The 17758-nt window shown below is 62.8% G+C and carries 16 protein-coding genes; 8 read left to right on the top strand and 8 right to left on the bottom strand.

Translation table 11 applies throughout. From position 1 onward, the window contains the following. Nucleotides 1-20: 20 nt before the first annotated feature. The 5 genes from ABIE33_RS05595 to ABIE33_RS05575 are packed head-to-tail and all read right to left on the bottom strand — an operon-like array spanning nt 21 to nt 4391. Nucleotides 21-1190, bottom strand: coding sequence for a M20 aminoacylase family protein (locus tag ABIE33_RS05595; protein ID WP_429122374.1), 1170 nt, complete (start codon nt 1188-1190; stop codon nt 21-23). A gap of 1 nt (nt 1191) precedes the next feature. Further along, entirely contained in the window at nt 1192-2016 is an 825-nt protein-coding gene (locus ABIE33_RS05590) for an ABC transporter permease (protein ID WP_429122371.1), read from the bottom strand. Next, the gene (locus tag ABIE33_RS05585; RefSeq protein ID WP_429122368.1) at nt 2013-2738 is read right to left on the bottom strand and encodes an ABC transporter permease; all 726 of its coding nucleotides are present in this window, start codon (nt 2736-2738) and stop codon (nt 2013-2015) included. Before ABIE33_RS05585 ends, ABIE33_RS05590 begins: the two co-directional genes overlap by 4 nt. A 59-nt stretch (nt 2739-2797) precedes the next feature. Continuing rightward, nucleotides 2798-3580 carry a transporter substrate-binding domain-containing protein gene (locus ABIE33_RS05580; RefSeq protein WP_429122366.1) on the bottom strand — a complete coding sequence of 261 codons (783 nt, stop codon included), beginning with the start codon at nt 3578-3580 and terminating at the stop codon, nt 2798-2800. A gap of 37 nt (nt 3581-3617) precedes the next feature. After that, complete coding sequence (locus tag ABIE33_RS05575) at nt 3618-4391, bottom strand: ABC transporter ATP-binding protein (protein WP_429122363.1); 774 nt, start codon at nt 4389-4391, stop codon at nt 3618-3620. A gap of 273 nt (nt 4392-4664) precedes the next feature. Here ABIE33_RS05575 and ABIE33_RS05570 point away from each other — a divergent pair, with 273 nt between their 5' ends. From ABIE33_RS05570 to ABIE33_RS05535, 8 genes are all read left to right on the top strand, one after another. Beyond that, the gene (locus ABIE33_RS05570) at nt 4665-5288 is read left to right on the top strand and encodes a TetR family transcriptional regulator C-terminal domain-containing protein (protein WP_429122360.1); all 624 of its coding nucleotides are present in this window, start codon (nt 4665-4667) and stop codon (nt 5286-5288) included. Between the two features lie 17 nt (nt 5289-5305). Then, nucleotides 5306-6496 carry a pyridoxal phosphate-dependent aminotransferase gene (locus tag ABIE33_RS05565; protein WP_429123114.1) on the top strand — a complete coding sequence of 397 codons (1191 nt, stop codon included), beginning with the start codon at nt 5306-5308 and terminating at the stop codon, nt 6494-6496. Then, the gene (locus tag ABIE33_RS05560) at nt 6493-8097 is read left to right on the top strand and encodes a 5-guanidino-2-oxopentanoate decarboxylase (RefSeq protein ID WP_429122357.1); all 1605 of its coding nucleotides are present in this window, start codon (nt 6493-6495) and stop codon (nt 8095-8097) included. The genes ABIE33_RS05565 and ABIE33_RS05560 overlap by 4 nt, the downstream gene beginning before the upstream one ends. Before the next feature lie 126 nt (nt 8098-8223). Next, entirely contained in the window at nt 8224-8682 is a 459-nt protein-coding gene (locus ABIE33_RS05555) for a hypothetical protein (RefSeq protein ID WP_429122354.1), read from the top strand. A 111-nt stretch (nt 8683-8793) separates the two neighbouring features. Continuing rightward, entirely contained in the window at nt 8794-11334 is a 2541-nt protein-coding gene (gene secD / locus ABIE33_RS05550; RefSeq protein ID WP_429122351.1) for a protein translocase subunit SecD, read from the top strand. A gap of 510 nt (nt 11335-11844) precedes the next feature. After that, nucleotides 11845-12057, top strand: coding sequence for a hypothetical protein (locus ABIE33_RS05545; RefSeq protein WP_429122349.1), 213 nt, complete (start codon nt 11845-11847; stop codon nt 12055-12057). A gap of 172 nt (nt 12058-12229) precedes the next feature. Further along, nucleotides 12230-12685 (top strand): RrF2 family transcriptional regulator, encoded by a 456-nt coding sequence (locus ABIE33_RS05540; RefSeq protein WP_053248737.1) that lies wholly within the window; start codon nt 12230-12232, stop codon nt 12683-12685. 144 nt (nt 12686-12829) lie between these two features. Continuing rightward, nucleotides 12830-13840: a KpsF/GutQ family sugar-phosphate isomerase gene (locus tag ABIE33_RS05535; RefSeq protein ID WP_429122346.1), complete on the top strand. Its 1011-nt coding sequence runs from the start codon at nt 12830-12832 to the stop codon at nt 13838-13840. A 29-nt stretch (nt 13841-13869) separates the two neighbouring features. Here ABIE33_RS05535 and ABIE33_RS05530 read toward each other — a convergent pair whose 3' ends face one another. The 3 genes from ABIE33_RS05530 to ABIE33_RS05520 are packed head-to-tail and all read right to left on the bottom strand — an operon-like array spanning nt 13870 to nt 17720. Beyond that, nucleotides 13870-15198: a capsule biosynthesis protein gene (locus ABIE33_RS05530; RefSeq protein ID WP_429122343.1), complete on the bottom strand. Its 1329-nt coding sequence runs from the start codon at nt 15196-15198 to the stop codon at nt 13870-13872. A 13-nt stretch (nt 15199-15211) separates the two neighbouring features. After that, the gene (locus tag ABIE33_RS05525; protein WP_429122340.1) at nt 15212-16846 is read right to left on the bottom strand and encodes an LTA synthase family protein; all 1635 of its coding nucleotides are present in this window, start codon (nt 16844-16846) and stop codon (nt 15212-15214) included. A gap of 55 nt (nt 16847-16901) precedes the next feature. Continuing rightward, nucleotides 16902-17720 carry an SDR family oxidoreductase gene (locus ABIE33_RS05520; protein WP_429122338.1) on the bottom strand — a complete coding sequence of 273 codons (819 nt, stop codon included), beginning with the start codon at nt 17718-17720 and terminating at the stop codon, nt 16902-16904. Between the last annotated feature and the right edge of the window lie 38 nt (nt 17721-17758).

Genomic DNA, 17758 nt, shown 5'->3' with positions numbered 1-17758 from the left:
CTTGGTGTTGTGCGGGGCTCTCAGCGCGTGGGCAGATAGGCTTCCGCAAGCTCCGTCCAGAAGGCGGCGCCGATCGGCAGCAGATCGTCGTTGAAATTGTATGCGGGATGATGGAGCGGCTTCTCCTCGCCGTTCACCTTCGAGCCGAGGAAGAAATAGGTGCCTGGCCGATCCTGCAGCATATAGGCGAAATCCTCGCTGCCCATGAACGGACGGGCGAGGTCGACCACCTTGTCGGCACCGGCAAAGCGAATGGCTAGATCGCGGACGAAATCCGTCTCCGCCTTGTGGTTGATGGTTGCGTCATAGCTGCGCAGATAGTCGACCGTCGCGCGCATGCCGAAGCTCGCGGCTTGCGCCTCTGCGATCATGCGGATACGGCGCTCCAGCTCGTCGCGGACATCAGGCTCGAAGGACCGAATGCCGACGACGATTTCGGCGCGCTCCGGGATGATGTTGCTGGCCGAGCCCGCATGGAAGGCGCCGACGGTGACGACGGACGGGTCCATCGGGTGAATGTTGCGCGAGACGATCGACTGCAGCGCCATGATGATCGAGGCGCCGCAGACGATCGGGTCGGCGGTTTCCTGCGGTTTGGCACCATGGCCACCGCGTCCGTGCACGGTAATGCGCGCCTCGTCGACCGCCGCCATGATCGGCCCTTCACGCAGGGCGAATTGACCAAAGGGCAGGCCCGGTTCGTTGTGAAGCGCAAAGACCGCGTCGCAGGGGAATTTTTCAAACAGCCCTTCGTCCATCATGATCTTGGCGCCGCCGAAATTCTCCTCGGCCGGCTGGAAGATCAGATGAATGGTGCCATCGAAGTTGCGGCGCTCGGCAAGCGCGCGTGCCGCACCGAGCAGCATCGTCGTGTGGCCGTCGTGGCCGCAGGCATGCATCAGCCCCGGTGTCTCGCTGGCGTAGCCGAGGCCGGTTTCCTCGAGGATCGGCAGCGCGTCGATATCGGCGCGAATGCCGATCGAGCGCGATCCGCTGCCGTTGCGCAACGTTGCGACGACACCGGTTTTGGCAAGCCCGGTCGTCACCTCGTAGCCGAGTTCGGTGAGGTGTCTGGCGATGAAGGCCGAGGTGCGTGTCTCCTCCAGCCCCAGTTCCGGGTGAGCATGCAGATCGTGGCGGATGGCGACGAGTTCCGGCATGGCGTTGTCGATGGAGGAGGAAAGCTTCATGTCATGCACCGCGGGTTGGTATGCGATTTTCGAACGTGCGGAAGGCCACCACCAGAATGCCGGTGAGGCACATATAGATGAGCGCGAGCAGCAGCAGCGGCTCATAGGTCAGGAACGTTTCCTGGCGGACCTTGGAGATGACGGCGTAGACGTCGACGACCGTGATCGTCGCCACCAACGGCGTCGATTTAAGCTGCAGCACCGTCTCGCCGTTGAGCGTCGGCAGGGCGCGATGGATGGCGCGCGGCAGCCAGATGCGCCGGAACATCGTCCAGCGGCTCATGCCATAGGCTTTCGCCGCCTCCAGTTCGCCGGCTGGAACGCCCGCAAAGGCGCCGCGCATCACTTCGCCCTCGTAAGCCGCGAAGGATATCGTCAGCGCCGCGACGCCATAGGGCCACGCCTCGCGCAGATAGGGCCAGAGGAACGATTGGCGGATGGCGGGAAATTGCGGGAACAGCGAGCCGAGCCCGTAGTAGAGGAGCCAGAGCTGCAGCAGCAGCGGCGTGCCGCGAATGACGGTGCAGAACACCTTTGCCGGCAGCTTGAAGAACCAGGGGCCGGTCACCTGGGCCAGCCCGATCGGCACGGCAAGCAGGAAGCCGAGGATCGCCGTACTGAACAGCATCACCAGGCTGATGAGAATGCCCCAGCCGAGCCGCGGCAGGTAGCGCGGCAGCCAGTCCCAGCGCATGAAGACCGCGGCGCAGACGACGAGGGCGGCAAAGACCAGCATCATTACGATGCGATGCGGCTGGAAGAAGCTGCGCGCGGTCGGCAGGTCTTCGGGCGTGAAGGCGACGGCGTGAGTGGTTTGGTCCGTCATCGTTGCTCCGCGAAACCGCGCCTCGCATGCCGTTCCAGCATGCCGATGAAGATGTTGGAGATAAGCGTCAGCGCCAGATAGAGCGCGCCGGCGGCAAGGAAGAACAGGAGATAGGCCTTGGTCGTGCCCGCCGCCTGGCGCGTGACGAGCGTCAACTCACTGAAGCCGACGACGGCCAGTAGCGCCGTGTCCTTGGTGGCAATCAGCCAAAGATTGGAAAGGCCGGGGATGGCGTAGGGCAGCATCGCCGGCAGCGTGACGCGCCGCAGCACCTTCAAGGGCGACATGCCGTAGGCGCGCGCGGCTTCGATCTGCCCGGCCGGAACCGCCTTGATCGCGCCGCGAAGCACCTCGGTGGAATAGGCGCCCTGAACCACGCCGATGACGAAGATGCCGGCCATCAGGCCGCTGATGTCGACCGGGCCGATGCCAAGCAGCGCCAACAGCTGGTTCAAAAGGTCCGTGCCGGCGTAGTAGAGCAGGAGAATGAGCACGAGCTCGGGCACCGCCCGTACGACCGTGGTGTAACACTCGAGCAGGTCACGCAGGATCGGGCCGCCATAGAGCTTGCCGAAGGCGCCGCCGATACCGAGCGTCAGGCCGAGCGCAAAACCGCCGACGGCGATCTGGATCGAGTTGCCGAAGCCTTGCAGCAGCACGCCGCCCCATCCGGGCGCGGACAGTGCAAGCAGGCTCCAGTTGACGATAGAATCCGATGCCATGCGTCTTCGACCTCCGAAGGCAACGGCCGGCAGCGCGAGGACTGCCGGCCGCTTGCGCCTTATTTGCCGTAGATGTCGAAGTCGAAGTACTCCTTCGAGAACGTGTCGTAGGTGCCGTTGTCGCGGATCGCCTTGATCGCGGTATTGAGCTTGTCCTTCAGCTCCGTCTCGCCCTTGCGCAGACCGATCCCGACGCCGGGGCCGATCACGGCCACGTCTTCGGCCACGTCACCCTTGTAGTCGCAGCATTCCTTGCCCTGGTCGGTCGCAAGGAACGCCTTGAGCGCTATGGCGTCTGCCTGGACGGCGTCGAGGCGACCGGCGGCGAGGTCGTTATTGGCTTCGTCCTGCGTCTGGTATTCCTTGACCTCGACACCGGCCGGGGCGAAGTGCTTGGCGGCGTAGGCCTGGTGCACGGTCGACACCTGGACGCCGAGCGCCTTGCCGTTCAGGCCCTCGGGCGTCGGCTTGATGTCCTCGCCTTTGGTGCCGATGATGCCGGTCGGTGTGTTGTAGTACTTGTCGGAGAAGTCGATCGTCTTCAGCCGTTCATCGGTGATCGACATCGAGCTGATGATCATGTCGATTTTCTTCGACGTCAGCGCCGGGATGATGCCGTCCCAGGCGACCGGCGTCAGCACGCACTCAAGCTTCGCCTCCGCACAGACGGCCTTCATGAGTTCCACTTCCCAGCCTTCCCAGTTGCCGTTCGCATCCGGCGCGGTGAAGGGCGGGTAAGGCTCGGCGGCGACGCCGACCTTCAATGCTTCCGCCGAAGCGGCAATCCCGCCGCTGACGGCTATGGCGGCTGCGACCGCCAGGACTTTCAATGTCTTCTTCATGCTGTTCCCCTTTTTTGGTTGTTGAGCAATGCTGAATTCAGTGAATGGAGCTGATGAACTTCTTGAGCCTTTCGGATCTGGGTGCGCCGAAGATAGCCTCCGGCGGGCCCTGCTCCTCGATGACGCCGTTGTGCAGGAAGACGATGTGATTGGCGACGTCGCGCGCAAACTTCATCTCGTGGGTGACGAGGATCATCGTGCGCTTCTCGCGGGCGAGATCGCCGATCACCGAAAGCACTTCGCCGACCAGTTCAGGGTCGAGCGCCGAGGTCGGCTCGTCGAAGAGCATGACCAGCGGCTGGATCGCGAGTGCGCGGGCGATGGCGGCGCGCTGCTGCTGGCCGCCCGACAGGAAGGCGGGATAGGCATCGCGCTTTTCATAGAGCCCGACGCGCTTGAGCAGCGTTTCGGCCGTGGCGATGGCTTCGGCCCTCTGTTTGCCGAGCACATGGATCGGCGCCTCGATCACGTTTTCGAGGATCGTCATGTGCTGCCAGAGATTGAAGCTTTGGAAGACCATGCCGAGCTGGCTGCGCAGGCGCTGGACCTGTTTGCGGTCTTCCGGGACGAGGCCGCCGCGGCCGTCCGGCTTCATCCGGATCTTTTCGCCGTGCACGCTGACGGTGCCGGCGGACGGCAGCTCCAGCATGTTGATACAGCGCAGGAAGGTGGATTTGCCGGAGCCGCTACCGCCGATGATGGCGATGACGTCGCCCTGTTTCGCCGTGAGCGAAACTCCCTTCAGCACTTCCAATGGCCCGAAACGCTTGTGCAGGTCAGTGACCGCGATTGCCTGGGCCGCATCCGTCATCGGCGCGCTGCTCCCATGGCTCTGCGAGCGTTTTCTGAAGGCATGAAACAGTTCCCCTGTCGTCTTTCCGCGCAGCATCTTTGGCTTGTCACGGTGTTTGTTGGCAGGCATGGTTGCACTTGTGCCGCTATTGTTCAAGCGTATAATAATGCGTATCGTCGTTTTTTATTGTTCGCCGCTTACCCGATTTTCCCCGAAGGAGTCCCCCATGCATCCGTTCCGCTCGAAGGACTTGACGAACCTGTTCGCCAGCCCGCGCGCGCGGATGGCGGCATGAATCGCCGAACGTTTCACCGGGCCCCCGAGGGAGAACGCCGCCAGGAACTGATCGAAGCGACGCTCGATTGCATCGCGGAGTTTGGCCTCAAAGGCGCGACAGTGCGCCAGATCGCCATCCGCGCCGGCGTGACGGCTGGCCTCGTCCGGCATTATTTCGAATCGAAGGACCAGATGGTCGCCGAGGCCTACCGGGCGGTGATCGCGTCGCTCACCGACAAGGCCGCCCATGTCGAGGGCGATCCGGAAACGCGTCTCAGGGATTTCATCGCCATCAACCTCACCGAACCGGTCGCCGACAGCCGCAGCATCTCGCTCTGGGCGGCTTTTATCAGCCAGGTGCGCGTCGACCCGATCCTCGCCGAAATTCACAGGGACGGCTATCTGACTTTCCGCAACACGCTGCAGGATCTCTTGGCCGATTTCCTGGCGGTGAAGAACAAGCCGGCCGACGCGGAAACCTGCCGCGCCTATGCGATCGCGATCAACGGCCTTGTCGACGGCCTGTGGATCGAAGGGTGCCTGGCGGGAGATCTGTTCCGCGAAGGCGAACTGGTCGCCATCGCCATGGCCTCGGTCGAAGCGCTGCTTGGCACCTCGATCGGCAGTGAAAAACAATGAAAACGGGAGAAAACACCATGCGCTACGCCTCGATCACCGACCGGCTCGCAGACCTCGGTTCGGGAAAATGGTCGCTGCACATCCGTGCGCGCCAGTTGAAGGCGGGTGGTGCCGATATCATCGAGCTGACGATCGGCGAGCCGGACGTGCCGCCGGACCGCGCGCTGATCGACGAATGCCAGCGCGCCATGAACGCCGGCCGCTATCGCTATTCCAACGGCCGCGGCGAGCATGCGGTCGTGGCCGCGCTGGTCGAGAAGTACCGCCGCCGCCGCGCCGATGTGACGACCGAAAACGTCATGTGCTTCCCGGGCACGCAGACAGCGCTTTTCGGCGTCATGCTGGGCTTGGTCGAGGCTGGCGATGCCGTCCTCGTCGGCGACCCGCTCTACGCCACCTATGAGGGTGTCATTCAGTCGACAGGCGCCCATCACGTGCTGGTGCCGCTGAAGCCAGAGTTCGGTTTTCACATGCAGGCTGCCGATATCGAAAAGGCGATCACGCCGGAATGCCGGGTGCTGCTGCTCAACACACCGCACAATCCGACCGGGGCCGTGCTGACGGCGGCCGAAATTGCCGAGATCGGCGAGGTCGCGCGCCGCCACGACCTCTGGATCGTCTGCGACGAAGTCTATGAGGAGCTGGTGTTCGACGCCGTCTTCGCCTCTCCGTTCGACAATCCGGATCTGGCCGAGCGCACCATCGTCGTTTCGTCGATCTCCAAGTCGCACGCCGCACCCGGCTTCCGCAGTGGCTGGGCCGTTGGGCCGGCGGAATTTACCAGCCGGCTGCTGCCGGTGTCGGAAACCATGCTGTTCGGCGTACAGCCCTTCATTGCCGATATGACGGCTTACGCGCTGACGCACGACATTGATACGGCGCGGCGGATGCGTGAGAGCTACAAGTCCCGCTCGCGCCGTGTCGTCGAGGGTCTGGCCGGTGCGCCCGGCATTCTGGTCTTGCCGCCGGAGGCGGGTATGTTCACGCTGATCGATGTGTCGGCAACGGGCATGAGCGGCGAAGCCTTCGCCTGGGCGCTGTTGGAGGAAGAGGGGGTGGCGGTGATGCCCGGATCTTCCTTCGGCGGTGAGGCGCAGAACTTCCTGCGCGTCAGCCTGACCGTGCCCGACAAGGACATCGACGAGGCGTGCCGCCGTATAACCGCGCTTGCCGAGCGTGCCACACTGCGTCAGGAGCGCCGCGCATGACTACGAAAACGGTAGGCGAAGCCCTGGTCGATCTGCTCGAGGCCAATGGCGTCGAGGTGGTTTTCGGTATTCCAGGCGTGCATACGGTCGAGCTTTATCGTGGGCTGGCGGCGTCGAAAATCCGCCATGTCACGCCCCGGCATGAACAGGGCGCCGGTTTCATGGCCGATGGCTACGCCCGCGTCAGCGGCAAACCGGGCGTCGCGCTTGTCATTACCGGACCGGGTCTGACCAACACCATCACCGCCATGGCGCAGGCACGGCAGGATTCGATCCCGATGCTGGTGATTTCGGGCGTCAACCGTCGCGATTCGCTCGGCCACGGTCGCGGGTTGCTGCACGAGCTTCCCGACCAGCACGGCATGATCAAGACGCTGGCGCTCTATTCGCACACCCTGCTCAATCCCGACGATCTGCCTTTCGTCGTCGATCGGGCTTTCTCGGTGCTTTTGTCCGGCCGGCCGGGGCCGGTGCATATCGAAATCCCGACCGATGTCATGGCGGCGCGGATCGAGCCGAAGACGATCCGCTCGGCCGCCGCGACCCGCCCGCGCTCCGACAGCGAGACGCTGCAACGTGCTGCGATCCTCTGTGCCGATGCGAGCCGCCCGGTGATCATCTGCGGCGGCGGCGCGCTCACCGCCGAGGCGGAGGTCAGGGCGCTTGCCGAACAGATCGGCGCGCCCGTCGTCACCACGGTCAATGCGCGCGGCATGCTCGCCGGTAGCCCGCTGCGTGTTCCCGCAAGCCCGAGCCTCAAGGCTGTGCGCTCGCTGCTCAAGGAGGCCGACCTCGTGCTGGCGCTTGGCACCGAGATGGGACAGACCGACTATGACATGTACGCCGATGGCGGGTTCCCGGTGCTGCGCAACCTGATCCGCACCGACATCGATGCCGCACAGCTGGCTCGTGGACCGCATGCGGCGCTTTCGATCCTGTCGGGCGCCAAGACGGCGACGGCAAGCATTCTCGCCTTCCTGCCGGGACACGCGCCGAAGGATGGGGCAGCCCGCGCCGAAGTTGCGCGCAAGGCGGCGCTGAAGGAACTGACGGCCAAGATGCGGGCCGAGATCGCCGTGGTCGATGCGGTCTACAAGGCGCTGCCGGACTGCACCATCGTCGGAGACTCCACCCAGGCCGTCTATGCCGGCAACCTTTATTGTGACGCGCCGCGCCAGCGAAGCTGGTTCAACTCGGCGACGGGGTATGGCGCGCTCGGCTACGCGCCGCCGGCTGCCGTCGGTGCTGCCGTGGCCGACCCGACGCGGCCGGTCGTCTGCCTTGTCGGCGACGGCGGTTTCCAGTTCTCGCTTGCCGAAATCGGTTCGGCCGTCGATGTCCAGGCGCGGGTGATCTTCCTCGTGTGGAACAATGACGGCTACCAGGAGATTGAGTCCTACATGATCGATTCCGGTGTGACGCCTGAGGGTGTCAGGCCCTCGGCGCCTGATTTTATCCTCGCCGCCAAGGCCTATGGCATCGAGGCGGAAAGGCTGGCGTCGATAACCGATCTCCCGCGTGCGCTGGCGGATGCCGGTGCGCGCAGCGGGCCGTCGCTGATCGAGATTCACCAGGTCAGAACCAACGGCGCAACGGCGTAACCTGCAGGTCATGCCACCGTTTGAGCGGCGCGAAATTTGACATTTCGCGCCCGCAGTGGTGTTAAGAGCGCCTCGTGCTCGATTCCGGCCATGTTCTTCGGCTAGATTTGTTGCATTCCGGCTGAATTGAACTTTCAGGCGCCAAGCGCCGAGGAAGGGGCGGCGTCCCGAATGGACCCAGTGTGTGGTGGCAACAGAGGCAAGTTTGCCGGCCGGCTCGTCGCCGTGCTGTGGCTCTTCTGCGCCTCGCTCGCCATGCAGCTGATTGTCGTCGGACAGGGTTTTTCCTCACGCCTTTCGGCCGAACAGCAGGCGGGCAACTTCTCCTCGCCCGACACCGTTCCTTCGGACCACCCCGCCGCGCGCCAGATATCGCGCGCGATCCCGGCCTCGGACCTGCGCTTCACTGCCGAACGCAAGGATAGCAAATCCGCAACCGGCGACGGCGCGGTGCCGATGCTGTCTGTGTCGGCCATGTTGCTGCCCCTCGTGCCGTACGGCGAAGATTTCGCTTTCGGCCGTGCCCCATTCGCCGACGGTTTGCTCAACCGCGGCCCGCAAATCCGCGCGCCTCCGCGCGCCTGAGTGATTGCTGATATTCGGGCACGATGATCGCTGCGATCGTGTTCATGCCCTTGATGAAACAAAGTCCTGACGACGCGCTGGCGTCCGCACAGGCTCTCTTGGAACCACAACATGCGTACATCCAAATGGGCGATTTTCGCCTATGTCGTCGTCATCATCTTCGGATGCATAGCGGCGCTGCCAAACGTTCTCTCGCCGGCGCAACGCGAGCAGTTCGGCGCCTGGCTGCCGGTGAAGCCGGTCACCCTCGGCCTCGACCTGAAGGGCGGTTCTCACCTCGTCCTCGAAGTCGACGCCGCCGGCCTGCGCAAGGCGCGGCTTGAAACCCTGCTCGACGACACCCGCAGGGCGCTTCGCGGCGAGCGCATTCCCGCCTCGTCGGCGCGCATCAGCGGCGATGCCGTCACCGTCAAGATCGACGATCCGGCCGACCTCGAAAAGGCGCTGCCGAAGCTCAAGGAGCTCGCGGCACCGGTCGGCACGCTCGGTTTCAGCGGTTCGGCCTCTGATGTCGAAGTCACCGAGAACGGCGGCAACATCAGCCTGGCGATGACCGAGGCTGGCCTCAATGACCGCATGACCAAGGCGGTCGAACAGAGCCTCGAGATCATTCGCCGCCGCGTCGACACGGTCGGTGTGGCCGAGCCGTTGATCCAGCGCGTCGGTTCCAACCGTATCCTCGTTCAGCTTCCGGGCTTGCAGGATCCGACCGGGCTGCGCCAGCTCCTGGGCTCGACCGCCCAGATGAGCTTCCACATGCTCGATCAGACCGTGGACGTGACCCAGCCGGCGCCCCGTGGCGTCGACATCCTTCCCGGCGCCAACGACGGTAACAAATATCCGGTCGAAAGCCGCATCGCCATCTCCGGCGAGCGCCTGGCCGATTCCAAGGCCGGCTTCGATCAGCGCACCAATGAGCCGATCGTCTCGTTCACCTTCGATTCGCTTGGCGCCCGGCAGTTCGCCGAAATCACCCGCGACAATGTCGGCCGGCCCTTCGCCATCGTGCTCGACGGCAAGGTCCTGACCGCGCCGGTCATCCGTGAACCGATCATCGGCGGCAATGGCCAGATCAGCGGCAACTTCACGGCACAGGAAGCAACCGTTCTTTCGGCACTCCTGCGCTCAGGCGCACTGCCTGCACCGCTGACGGTGATCGAAGAGCGCTCCGTCGGCCCGAACCTCGGCAGCGATTCCATCCGCATGGGCATCTTCACCGGTCTTGCTGGTTTCGGCCTCGTGGTTGCCCTCATGGTCGTGCTCTACGGTGCATGGGGCATGATCGCCAATGTCGGCCTTCTGCTGCACACGATCCTGACGATCGGCGTGCTGGCCATGCTCGGCTCGACCCTGACGCTTCCCGGCATCGCCGGTATCATCCTCGGCATCGGCATGGCGGTGGACGCCAACATTCTGATCAATGCCCGTATTCGAGAAGAAACCGAGGGCGGCGCTGGCGCCATGAAGGCGCTCGATATCGGCTTCAACAAAGCCTATGCGACGATCATCGACTCCAACGTCACGACGCTTTCGGGTACCGTGCTGCTGTTCGCGTTCGGCTCCGGACCGGTCAAGGGCTTCGCAGTCACGATGATGCTCGGCATCATCATCTCGATGTTCACGTCGGTTACCGTCGTGCGCCTGATGATGCGTGAAGTCGTCATCCGCCGGAAGATGAAGAAGCTCGAGATCCCCTCGCTCTTCGGACGTGTTCCGCACCTGCCGTCCTTCTCCTTCATGAAGGGCCGTTTCGTTGCCATCGGCATGTCCGCCTTCCTGTCGATCAGCTCGGTCGTGCTGTTCTTCACGCCTGGCCTCAACTACGGCATCGACTTCGTCGGCGGTATTCAGGTGGAAGCGACATCCAAGCAGACGCTCGATCTGCCGGCGCTGCGCCATGGCCTCGAGTCGCTCAATATCGGTGAAGTGGCCCTGCAGGAGTTCGGCCAGGACAAGTCGGTCCTGATCCGCGTTCAGCGCCAGCCCGGCGGTGAGCAGGAGCAGACGGTTGCCCTGAACAAGATCAAGGATGCGGCCGTTCAGACCATTCCTGACGTGACCTTCGAGCGGACGGAAGTCGTCGGCCCGACGATCAGCACCGAACTCGCGCGGTCGGGCTTCCTCGCCGTTGGCCTCGCGATGGTGGCGATCCTGCTCTACATCTGGTTCCGCTTCGAATGGCACTTCGCCGTCGGTGCGATCGCGGTCCTGCTGCTCGACATCACCAAGACGATCGGCTTCTTCGCGCTCACCGGCATCGACTTCAACCTGACGGCCATCGCCGCGCTGCTGACGATGATCGGTTACTCGGTCAACGACAAGGTCGTGGTTTACGACCGCATGCGCGAGAACCTGCGCAAGTACAAGTCGATGCCGTTCTCCGACCTCATCGACATGAGCATCAATCAGGTGATCGCGCGATGCATCTTCACCTCGATGGCCACCGCGCTGTCGCTGGTGCCGATGGCGATCTGGGGCGGCGATGCCGTCAAGAGCTTCGCCTGGCCGATGATCTTCGGCGTGATCGTTGCGACGACCTCGTCGATCTACATCGGCGGCCCGATCCTCCTGTTCCTCAATCGTTGGTGGAAGGATCGCGAGGCGACCCGCACCGGAACCGGGACCACGCAGCCGGGCGCACCGGCCGCCTGATCCGGGCCAAGGATACAAAACGTGAAGGGGCGGCCTTACGGGTCGCCCCTTTTTTGTCCGAAAGTGCTGTCTCTATCTCCCCCGTACCTTGCAGGTTGATTCTTCGCTTCCTAGATAGTGAGGGCCTCCGGTTTCGTATCGGGAGAAAGGATTTCGCATCCGGACCCCCTAAAATTTGATGGGTGGAGAAATATTTTTCGCATCATCATCTTTTTAATTGACGGAATTGGTAGATTATTCTAGTTTGCAACTCTGTGACGCGGGCGAGTCCGCCTCATGGTTGTTCATGAACCGCTCCGGCATTGCGATGCCGGACACAAGCCAAAGGAGTGTGACATGTCCGAAACCGTCTCGACCGCCGCCTTCTTCGGCACGCGTTCCCATTGTCGTGCAACAGTGAAGAAACGTCTCATTCGCCTCTGCCGAATGTGATCCTCGAACTCTCGAAATTCATCCTTTGCCGAAAATTGAAATGTCCGCGCCCTCGGGTGTGGAAGGAGCGTTATTTGCATGAGCAAGCAGGTTATCGAATATGGCGGCGAAGCCGTCGGGGTCGTCGTCCCGGACGAGGGCCGGTTCAAGTTCCTGGCAGTCAAGTATCATGTCTGGGATCTGGACGCGCAGCGGTTCAGGTCGGCTGACGAAGCGCGCGCGGCCATTCGCCATCTGCTCGCGCGCCAGGCAGTGCCTGCCGAACGCCATGGTGATGCGGCCGCGGCGTAATGCCGAGGGCCGCTGTCTCCCACATTCCGAACGTACCCAAACACCACGTTTTGCGTTGATTCCGCGCCACAATTGTGTGTTGGCCGCACCTTTCTTGTGCTATGCCAAAACAAGATTGCGTTTGCGCGGATGATTCCCGTTCTTGAGGGAGCCGCAGGGAAAGCTTGCCGGAATGCTGACGAAGAAGGGAAAGTACGGATTGAAGGCTCTTGTCGACCTTGCTCGACTGGAGCCGGGAGAGACGGCTTTCATTACCGAGATCGCTCAACGCAACAATATCCCGAAAAAATTCCTGGACACGATCCTGCTTGAACTGCGCAACGCCGGCATGCTGCGTTCGAAGAAGGGGCCAGGCGGCGGCTATTCGCTGTCGCGCCCGGCTGCGGAAATCCGCATCGGCCATGTCATCCGCACGCTGGACGGACCGCTTGCGCCGATCCGCTGCGCCAGCCGTACGGCTTACGAGGTCTGCGAGGACTGCAATGATCCCGAGACCTGTCAGGTCCGCGTTTCGATGACGACCGTGCGCGACGCGGTCGCCTCGATCCTCGATTCCATGACGCTCGAAGAGTTTGCGGCCGACAAGTCGATGCCACTCGAAGCGCCGGAAGAAAAGCGCGTCGGCTGACGAAACCGTCGCTTTGTGGGATTTCCTGCCGAAACTGTATGATCTCGGCTTGGTTTGCCAAGAAAAAGCGCCTATCTGCCTGCAATGGGTCTGGGAAACGCCGCTTCTGGCCGGCGCAAACGTCTTCGCGGGAATGGAAACACCATGGGTTTGAGACACGCATCAGCGGATGAGCGTCGCGGTTCTGCCGCTTTGGAGTCCGTCGGCAGGACGCTGACGACGGCAATGGCAGGCATCAAGGCGCTGGCCGATCATCTCGGTGCCGACACTGCGTTTGCGCAAAGCATGGTCGAGGCGATCGAACTCATCGGTGAAAGCCAGGGGCGCGTTGTCGTTTCCGGCGTCGGCAAGAGCGGCCATATCGGCCGCAAGATGGCGGCGACCATGGCATCGACAGGCACGTCCGCCTATTTTGTCCATCCGACCGAGGCGAGCCACGGCGATCTCGGCATGGTCACGTCGCAGGACGTGCTGATCCTCTTGTCGTGGTCGGGCGAGACGGCGGAACTCGCCAACATGCTCACCTATGCCAAGCGCTTCAAGGTGCCGATCATTTCGATCTCGTCCAACCGCGACAGCGTGCTGGCTCGCAACTCCGAGGTGCCGATCGTGCTGCCGAGGGTTCAGGAAGCCTGTCCGCATGGGCTGGCGCCGACGACGTCGGCGATGCTGCAGCTTGCGGTCGGCGACGCGCTCGCGATCGCTCTGCTCGAGCGCCGCGGTTTCTCCGCCGAGGATTTCAAGACGTTCCATCCCGGCGGCAAGCTGGGCGCGCAACTGCGTCTCGTGCGCGAGCTGGCGCATGCCGGCGAACAGATGCCGCTCTTGAGTGTCGGTCGCCCGATGAGCGAAGCCGTCATCGAGATGTCTTCCAAGGGCTTTGGCGTCGTCGGCATCGTCGACGAGGTTGGCAAGCTGACCGGCGTCATCACCGATGGCGACCTTCGTCGCCACATGTCGGGCGATCTGCTTGCGCAGACCGTCGAGGCGGTCATGTCGCGCAACCCGCGCGTCATCAGGGGCGATGTCCTGGCAAGCGGTGCGATGGAGTTCATGCAGGATCACAAGGTGACCGTGCTGTTTCTCGTCGACGACAACGGGCTTCCCGTCGGCATCCTGCACATTCACGACCTGCTCCGCGCCGGCGTTGCCTGATCCAGGCCCTTTCGATCGTTGAGGCCAGCCTATGCGGATAGCGAGGCTGGCCGTTGTCTTTTCTGCGGCTTCCGGCGTGGCGGTGGATCGACGAAGGCGCCCGGCTGATTGAGAGTGTTCTCGTGCAGACGCTCGGCGATTGCCCGCGCGCCGGCGTCGGTGCCTGCCTTTGAGTAGAGGTTGCCGCGCACCTGGATCGAAGCTGCAAGCAGCCGGAACATGGCGGTGCTCACCTCGGCGTTGGGTGGTGTCGGCCTTTGCCAGAAATCCTCCAGCGGCTGCTGGTCCGTCAAACCGGCAATGTCGAAGACTGCGGTGCCCAGCACCTTGACTGGTCGGCCCTGTTTCAGTGCGTGCAGACCAGCGGTCGAATTGACCGTGACCATACCTGCACTCGCCTCTGCCAGCACATCCAGATTGCCGCCATCGAGATAGAACACGCGTCCGGTCAGTCCGAGCGCCGCCGCCTTCGCTTCGATGAATTTGCGCCAAGCGATAAGATCGTTGTCGAGCGGATGAACCTTGAAGGCCAGCCTTTGATCCCTAGGCGCATGGGCTGCAAAAGAGCGCATGACCTCGTCGATTGCGTCCCTCTGGCTGTGGAACGGCGAGTGGGCGCGCAGCTGGAAATCGGTTTCTAGCTGCAGCGGATAAACGAAGTAGGGCACGCGCTCCGAAAGCAGAGTGCGTATAGTCTCGTCAGCTTCGGCACTGCGTCGCTTGCCGCTGAAAAGGCGACGGATCCACCCGGCATACTCGGCAAGGGGATGAAAGATCGCGTGACGTCGATAGTGCGGAAAGAGAAACCACAGAAAGACATTGGGCAGGTTGTAGAGAAGGTCGTAGCTGGCATCGGCCAGAAAGGTCTGGCTATAGTGCTTGCGCCAATCCGGCTCCGGCAGGTTCCTTGCTGCATTGACTATGTGGGTGGCGTCGGCGGGAAAGTGGGAGTTCGACGACATGCCGTCGCGCTCGAGTGTGAGCCAGTCGGGTCGGAGATAGCCCATCTCGACGATCGCGATCGCGACCCCGGTCCGCCGCGCGACCGCAGTGGCAGCCTGATGATAGGGGCGCTCCTCGCCAAGCAGGATCATGTCGGTCACATTGCAGTCGCGAATGAGCCGCTCGAGATAGGCAGGCCAGTCTACCAACGTTCCGCGGTAGTTATATGCGCCGTTGCGCAACCAGGTGATCTGGTCGCCGACATTGAGGTTTATCCGCAGGCAGGTGTGGCCGTAGCTCTCGAGCCGGTCGGCGATCTTGCGGAAGATCGGCGATGACGGGCCCTGCAGGAACAGGAATACCCGCCGGCTTGGCCGATCGGCTGACACACGGGTGTTAAGCGCAGCGTTTTCCATCGTCTCGCCGCCGCTAACGCAGCGTGTCCTTCTTGAGGTTGGCATGGTTGAGCAACGCCTCGATCAGATCCCAGGCAGCGACATCCCGTGGTTCGACCGGTCGGTGATGCGTCGATTTCGCCTTGGCAAACGGCACGATGAGATAGTCTGTGCGCGGATCGGGGAAGGGGTCTGCGAACGATTTCAGCAGCGGCGCATGATCGCCATAAAAGACGAACCAGACGGGCCGGTCGAGCTTGTCGAGCCGATCGGTCAGTTGCTTCAGTGCTGCGTCGGATTGCTCAAGGATCGCCAGGTAGATGTCGACAGGATTGGTGAGGTCACCAACGCGACCCGGTTCCCAGGGGCCGTGGTTTGCCATCGAGGCGACGAAAACGAAACCGCTCTTGTCTTCCGGCAGTTTCTCGCAGGCATCGATGACCCTGGTGGCGAGCTTCTCGTCGGAGACGTAAGGCCCATCGCGGGCCGGCGCGTGGTCGAAGCCATCGAGCATTGTCAGCTCGACAAAGCCGAGCTGCGGCATCGCCTTGTGACGCAGGAAGAACGTGCGATCGTAAGGATGCATGAAATGGGTGTGCCAGCCGGCGCGTTTCATCTTGCCCGGCCAGACGACGTCAGAATAATGGGACGCGCGCAAATACGGGTAGCTCGCATCCACGTGAATATCGTCGGGCACGAGCCCGCTGATGACGGCAAACTCGGTGCGCAGCGTATAGCCGCCTTCGAAGACGCTGCTGAGGCGTCCCCATTGGGCGGCCTGACGCCGCAACCGGTCGAGTGTCGGCATCTTCAGCGTGTCCACACCGAAATGCCGCATGTCGATGAAGGACTCCGACTGCCAGACGACGATGAGCGGCGAACCGTCGTCGCCGATCAGGTCCTGGACGGCCGCCCGAACGATTTCTGACAGCTCGGCGACGATCTTTTCCCGCTTGACGCCGAGCCAGATGATGAAGCGGAAGATCACCGACCCGAAGGTGCCGAAGCGCACCGTATTCATCTTGACGTCGAGCACCTTGACGAGCCTCTGGACGAGCGCCGCCGTCGGCCTGTTGACCGGGCCGTAGAACAGCAGAAGCCATGGGCCTGCGGCGACGGCCACCATCACCAGGATCCAGAAGGCCTTGCCGCTGTTGGGCAGAACAGACGGCTCGAAATAGAGGTAGAGCCCGGAAACGCCGAAGACATAGAGAAAGGCGACGGTCCAGAACACGATGTTCAGCGAACTGGCATAGAAGATCGTCTTGTATTTGAAGACGTCGACGACGAGCGCGATGTCGGAAAAGATCAGTGGTTCGCGGATGAATTTGAACTTGGCCCGGGAAATCCCGGTGAAGATGATGAAGAAGCTCATCGTGCCGGCGGCGGCATAGAGCGGCCGCCAGGAACCAGCGAAGAAGCCGGCGAACACCAGCGCGATGACCGGCAGGCGAGCGACAACGTCGATGATGTCCTGCTTACGCCCAAAGGGTGATGGGTTTGCCCGTCGTTCCCGTTTCGGCAGAGCGAAGCGGTCGGTGAAGAAAATCACCGCACAGGACAAGATGAAACAACAGATCGTCAGCGTTATCGGATAGTCGTGCAATTGAAAGGGGAGCAACGCCAAGCGGAAACCTTCATGCTTTCTTGCACGCCGGCGCCGCCTCATGCAGCACGGCATCCGCCTGACACTTAGATCCTATCGGTGGCGCGCACAAGCGCCGTCACCGGCCGCGCTTTGATACTCCACCGCTACTGCGGGCGATTGCGCGGTCGAACCACCAGTTGAGGATCGGTCTGACGGCGGGGCCGAGCCGGCCGAGAAGAAAAAGCGTCATTCCAAAAAAGATTTCGAACCGCCCGTGCTCGATGCCAGCGACGACCTTGTGGGCGACGGCGTCTGCCGACCAAGGCCTGACTGTGCCCATGACGGCGGCAGCTTCTGGGTGGCGAAAGGCAAGCTCGCGCTGGAGCTGCGGCGTCTGGGTGTCTGGCGGGAAGCAGATCGAGACGCCTACCCCATGCGCGCGCGCCTCGCAGCGCAGCGCCTGGGCAAGGCCGTGCAGTGCGAACTTCGAGGCGCAATAGGCCGAATAGCCGTAAATGCCGAGAAGGCCGGCGCCGGAGGAGATCATCATGATCTTTCCGTGCCCACGCTGCTTCATGCCGCCGTAGACGGCGCGAACTGCATGAACGGTACCGGAAAAATTCGTTTCCATCTGCCGCTGGAAGGCGGCGCTAGGAAGTTCCTCGAACCGGCCCGGCTCAACCACGCCGGCCGAGGTCACCAGGATGTCGCAGGGCCCGAATGCGGCTTCGCAGCGATGGATGGCAGCGATGATTTCCTCTTCCCTCGCAACATCCGCGGTCTCAATCCGGATGTTGCCGGCTGTTGCCGACTTTGAGATGAGTTCATCCCGCGCACGGTTCAGGATTTCGGCCGAGCGCGCGATCAGCGAAAGGCGCGCGCCGCGACTGGCATAGATCGATGCGATCGCCAGCCCTATGCCGCTCGAGCCGCCGGTGATGATCACATGGGTCATGCTGGTTCCCGCCCGCGGCATCCGGCGCCCAAAGGCAC

The sequence above is a fragment of the Ensifer sp. 4252 genome (genome assembly GCF_050434565.1).
GTDB lineage: Bacteria > Pseudomonadota > Alphaproteobacteria > Rhizobiales > Rhizobiaceae > Ensifer.
The sequence above is the reverse complement of the archived record's forward strand: the minus strand, read 5'-3'. Positions and strand labels throughout refer to the sequence as shown.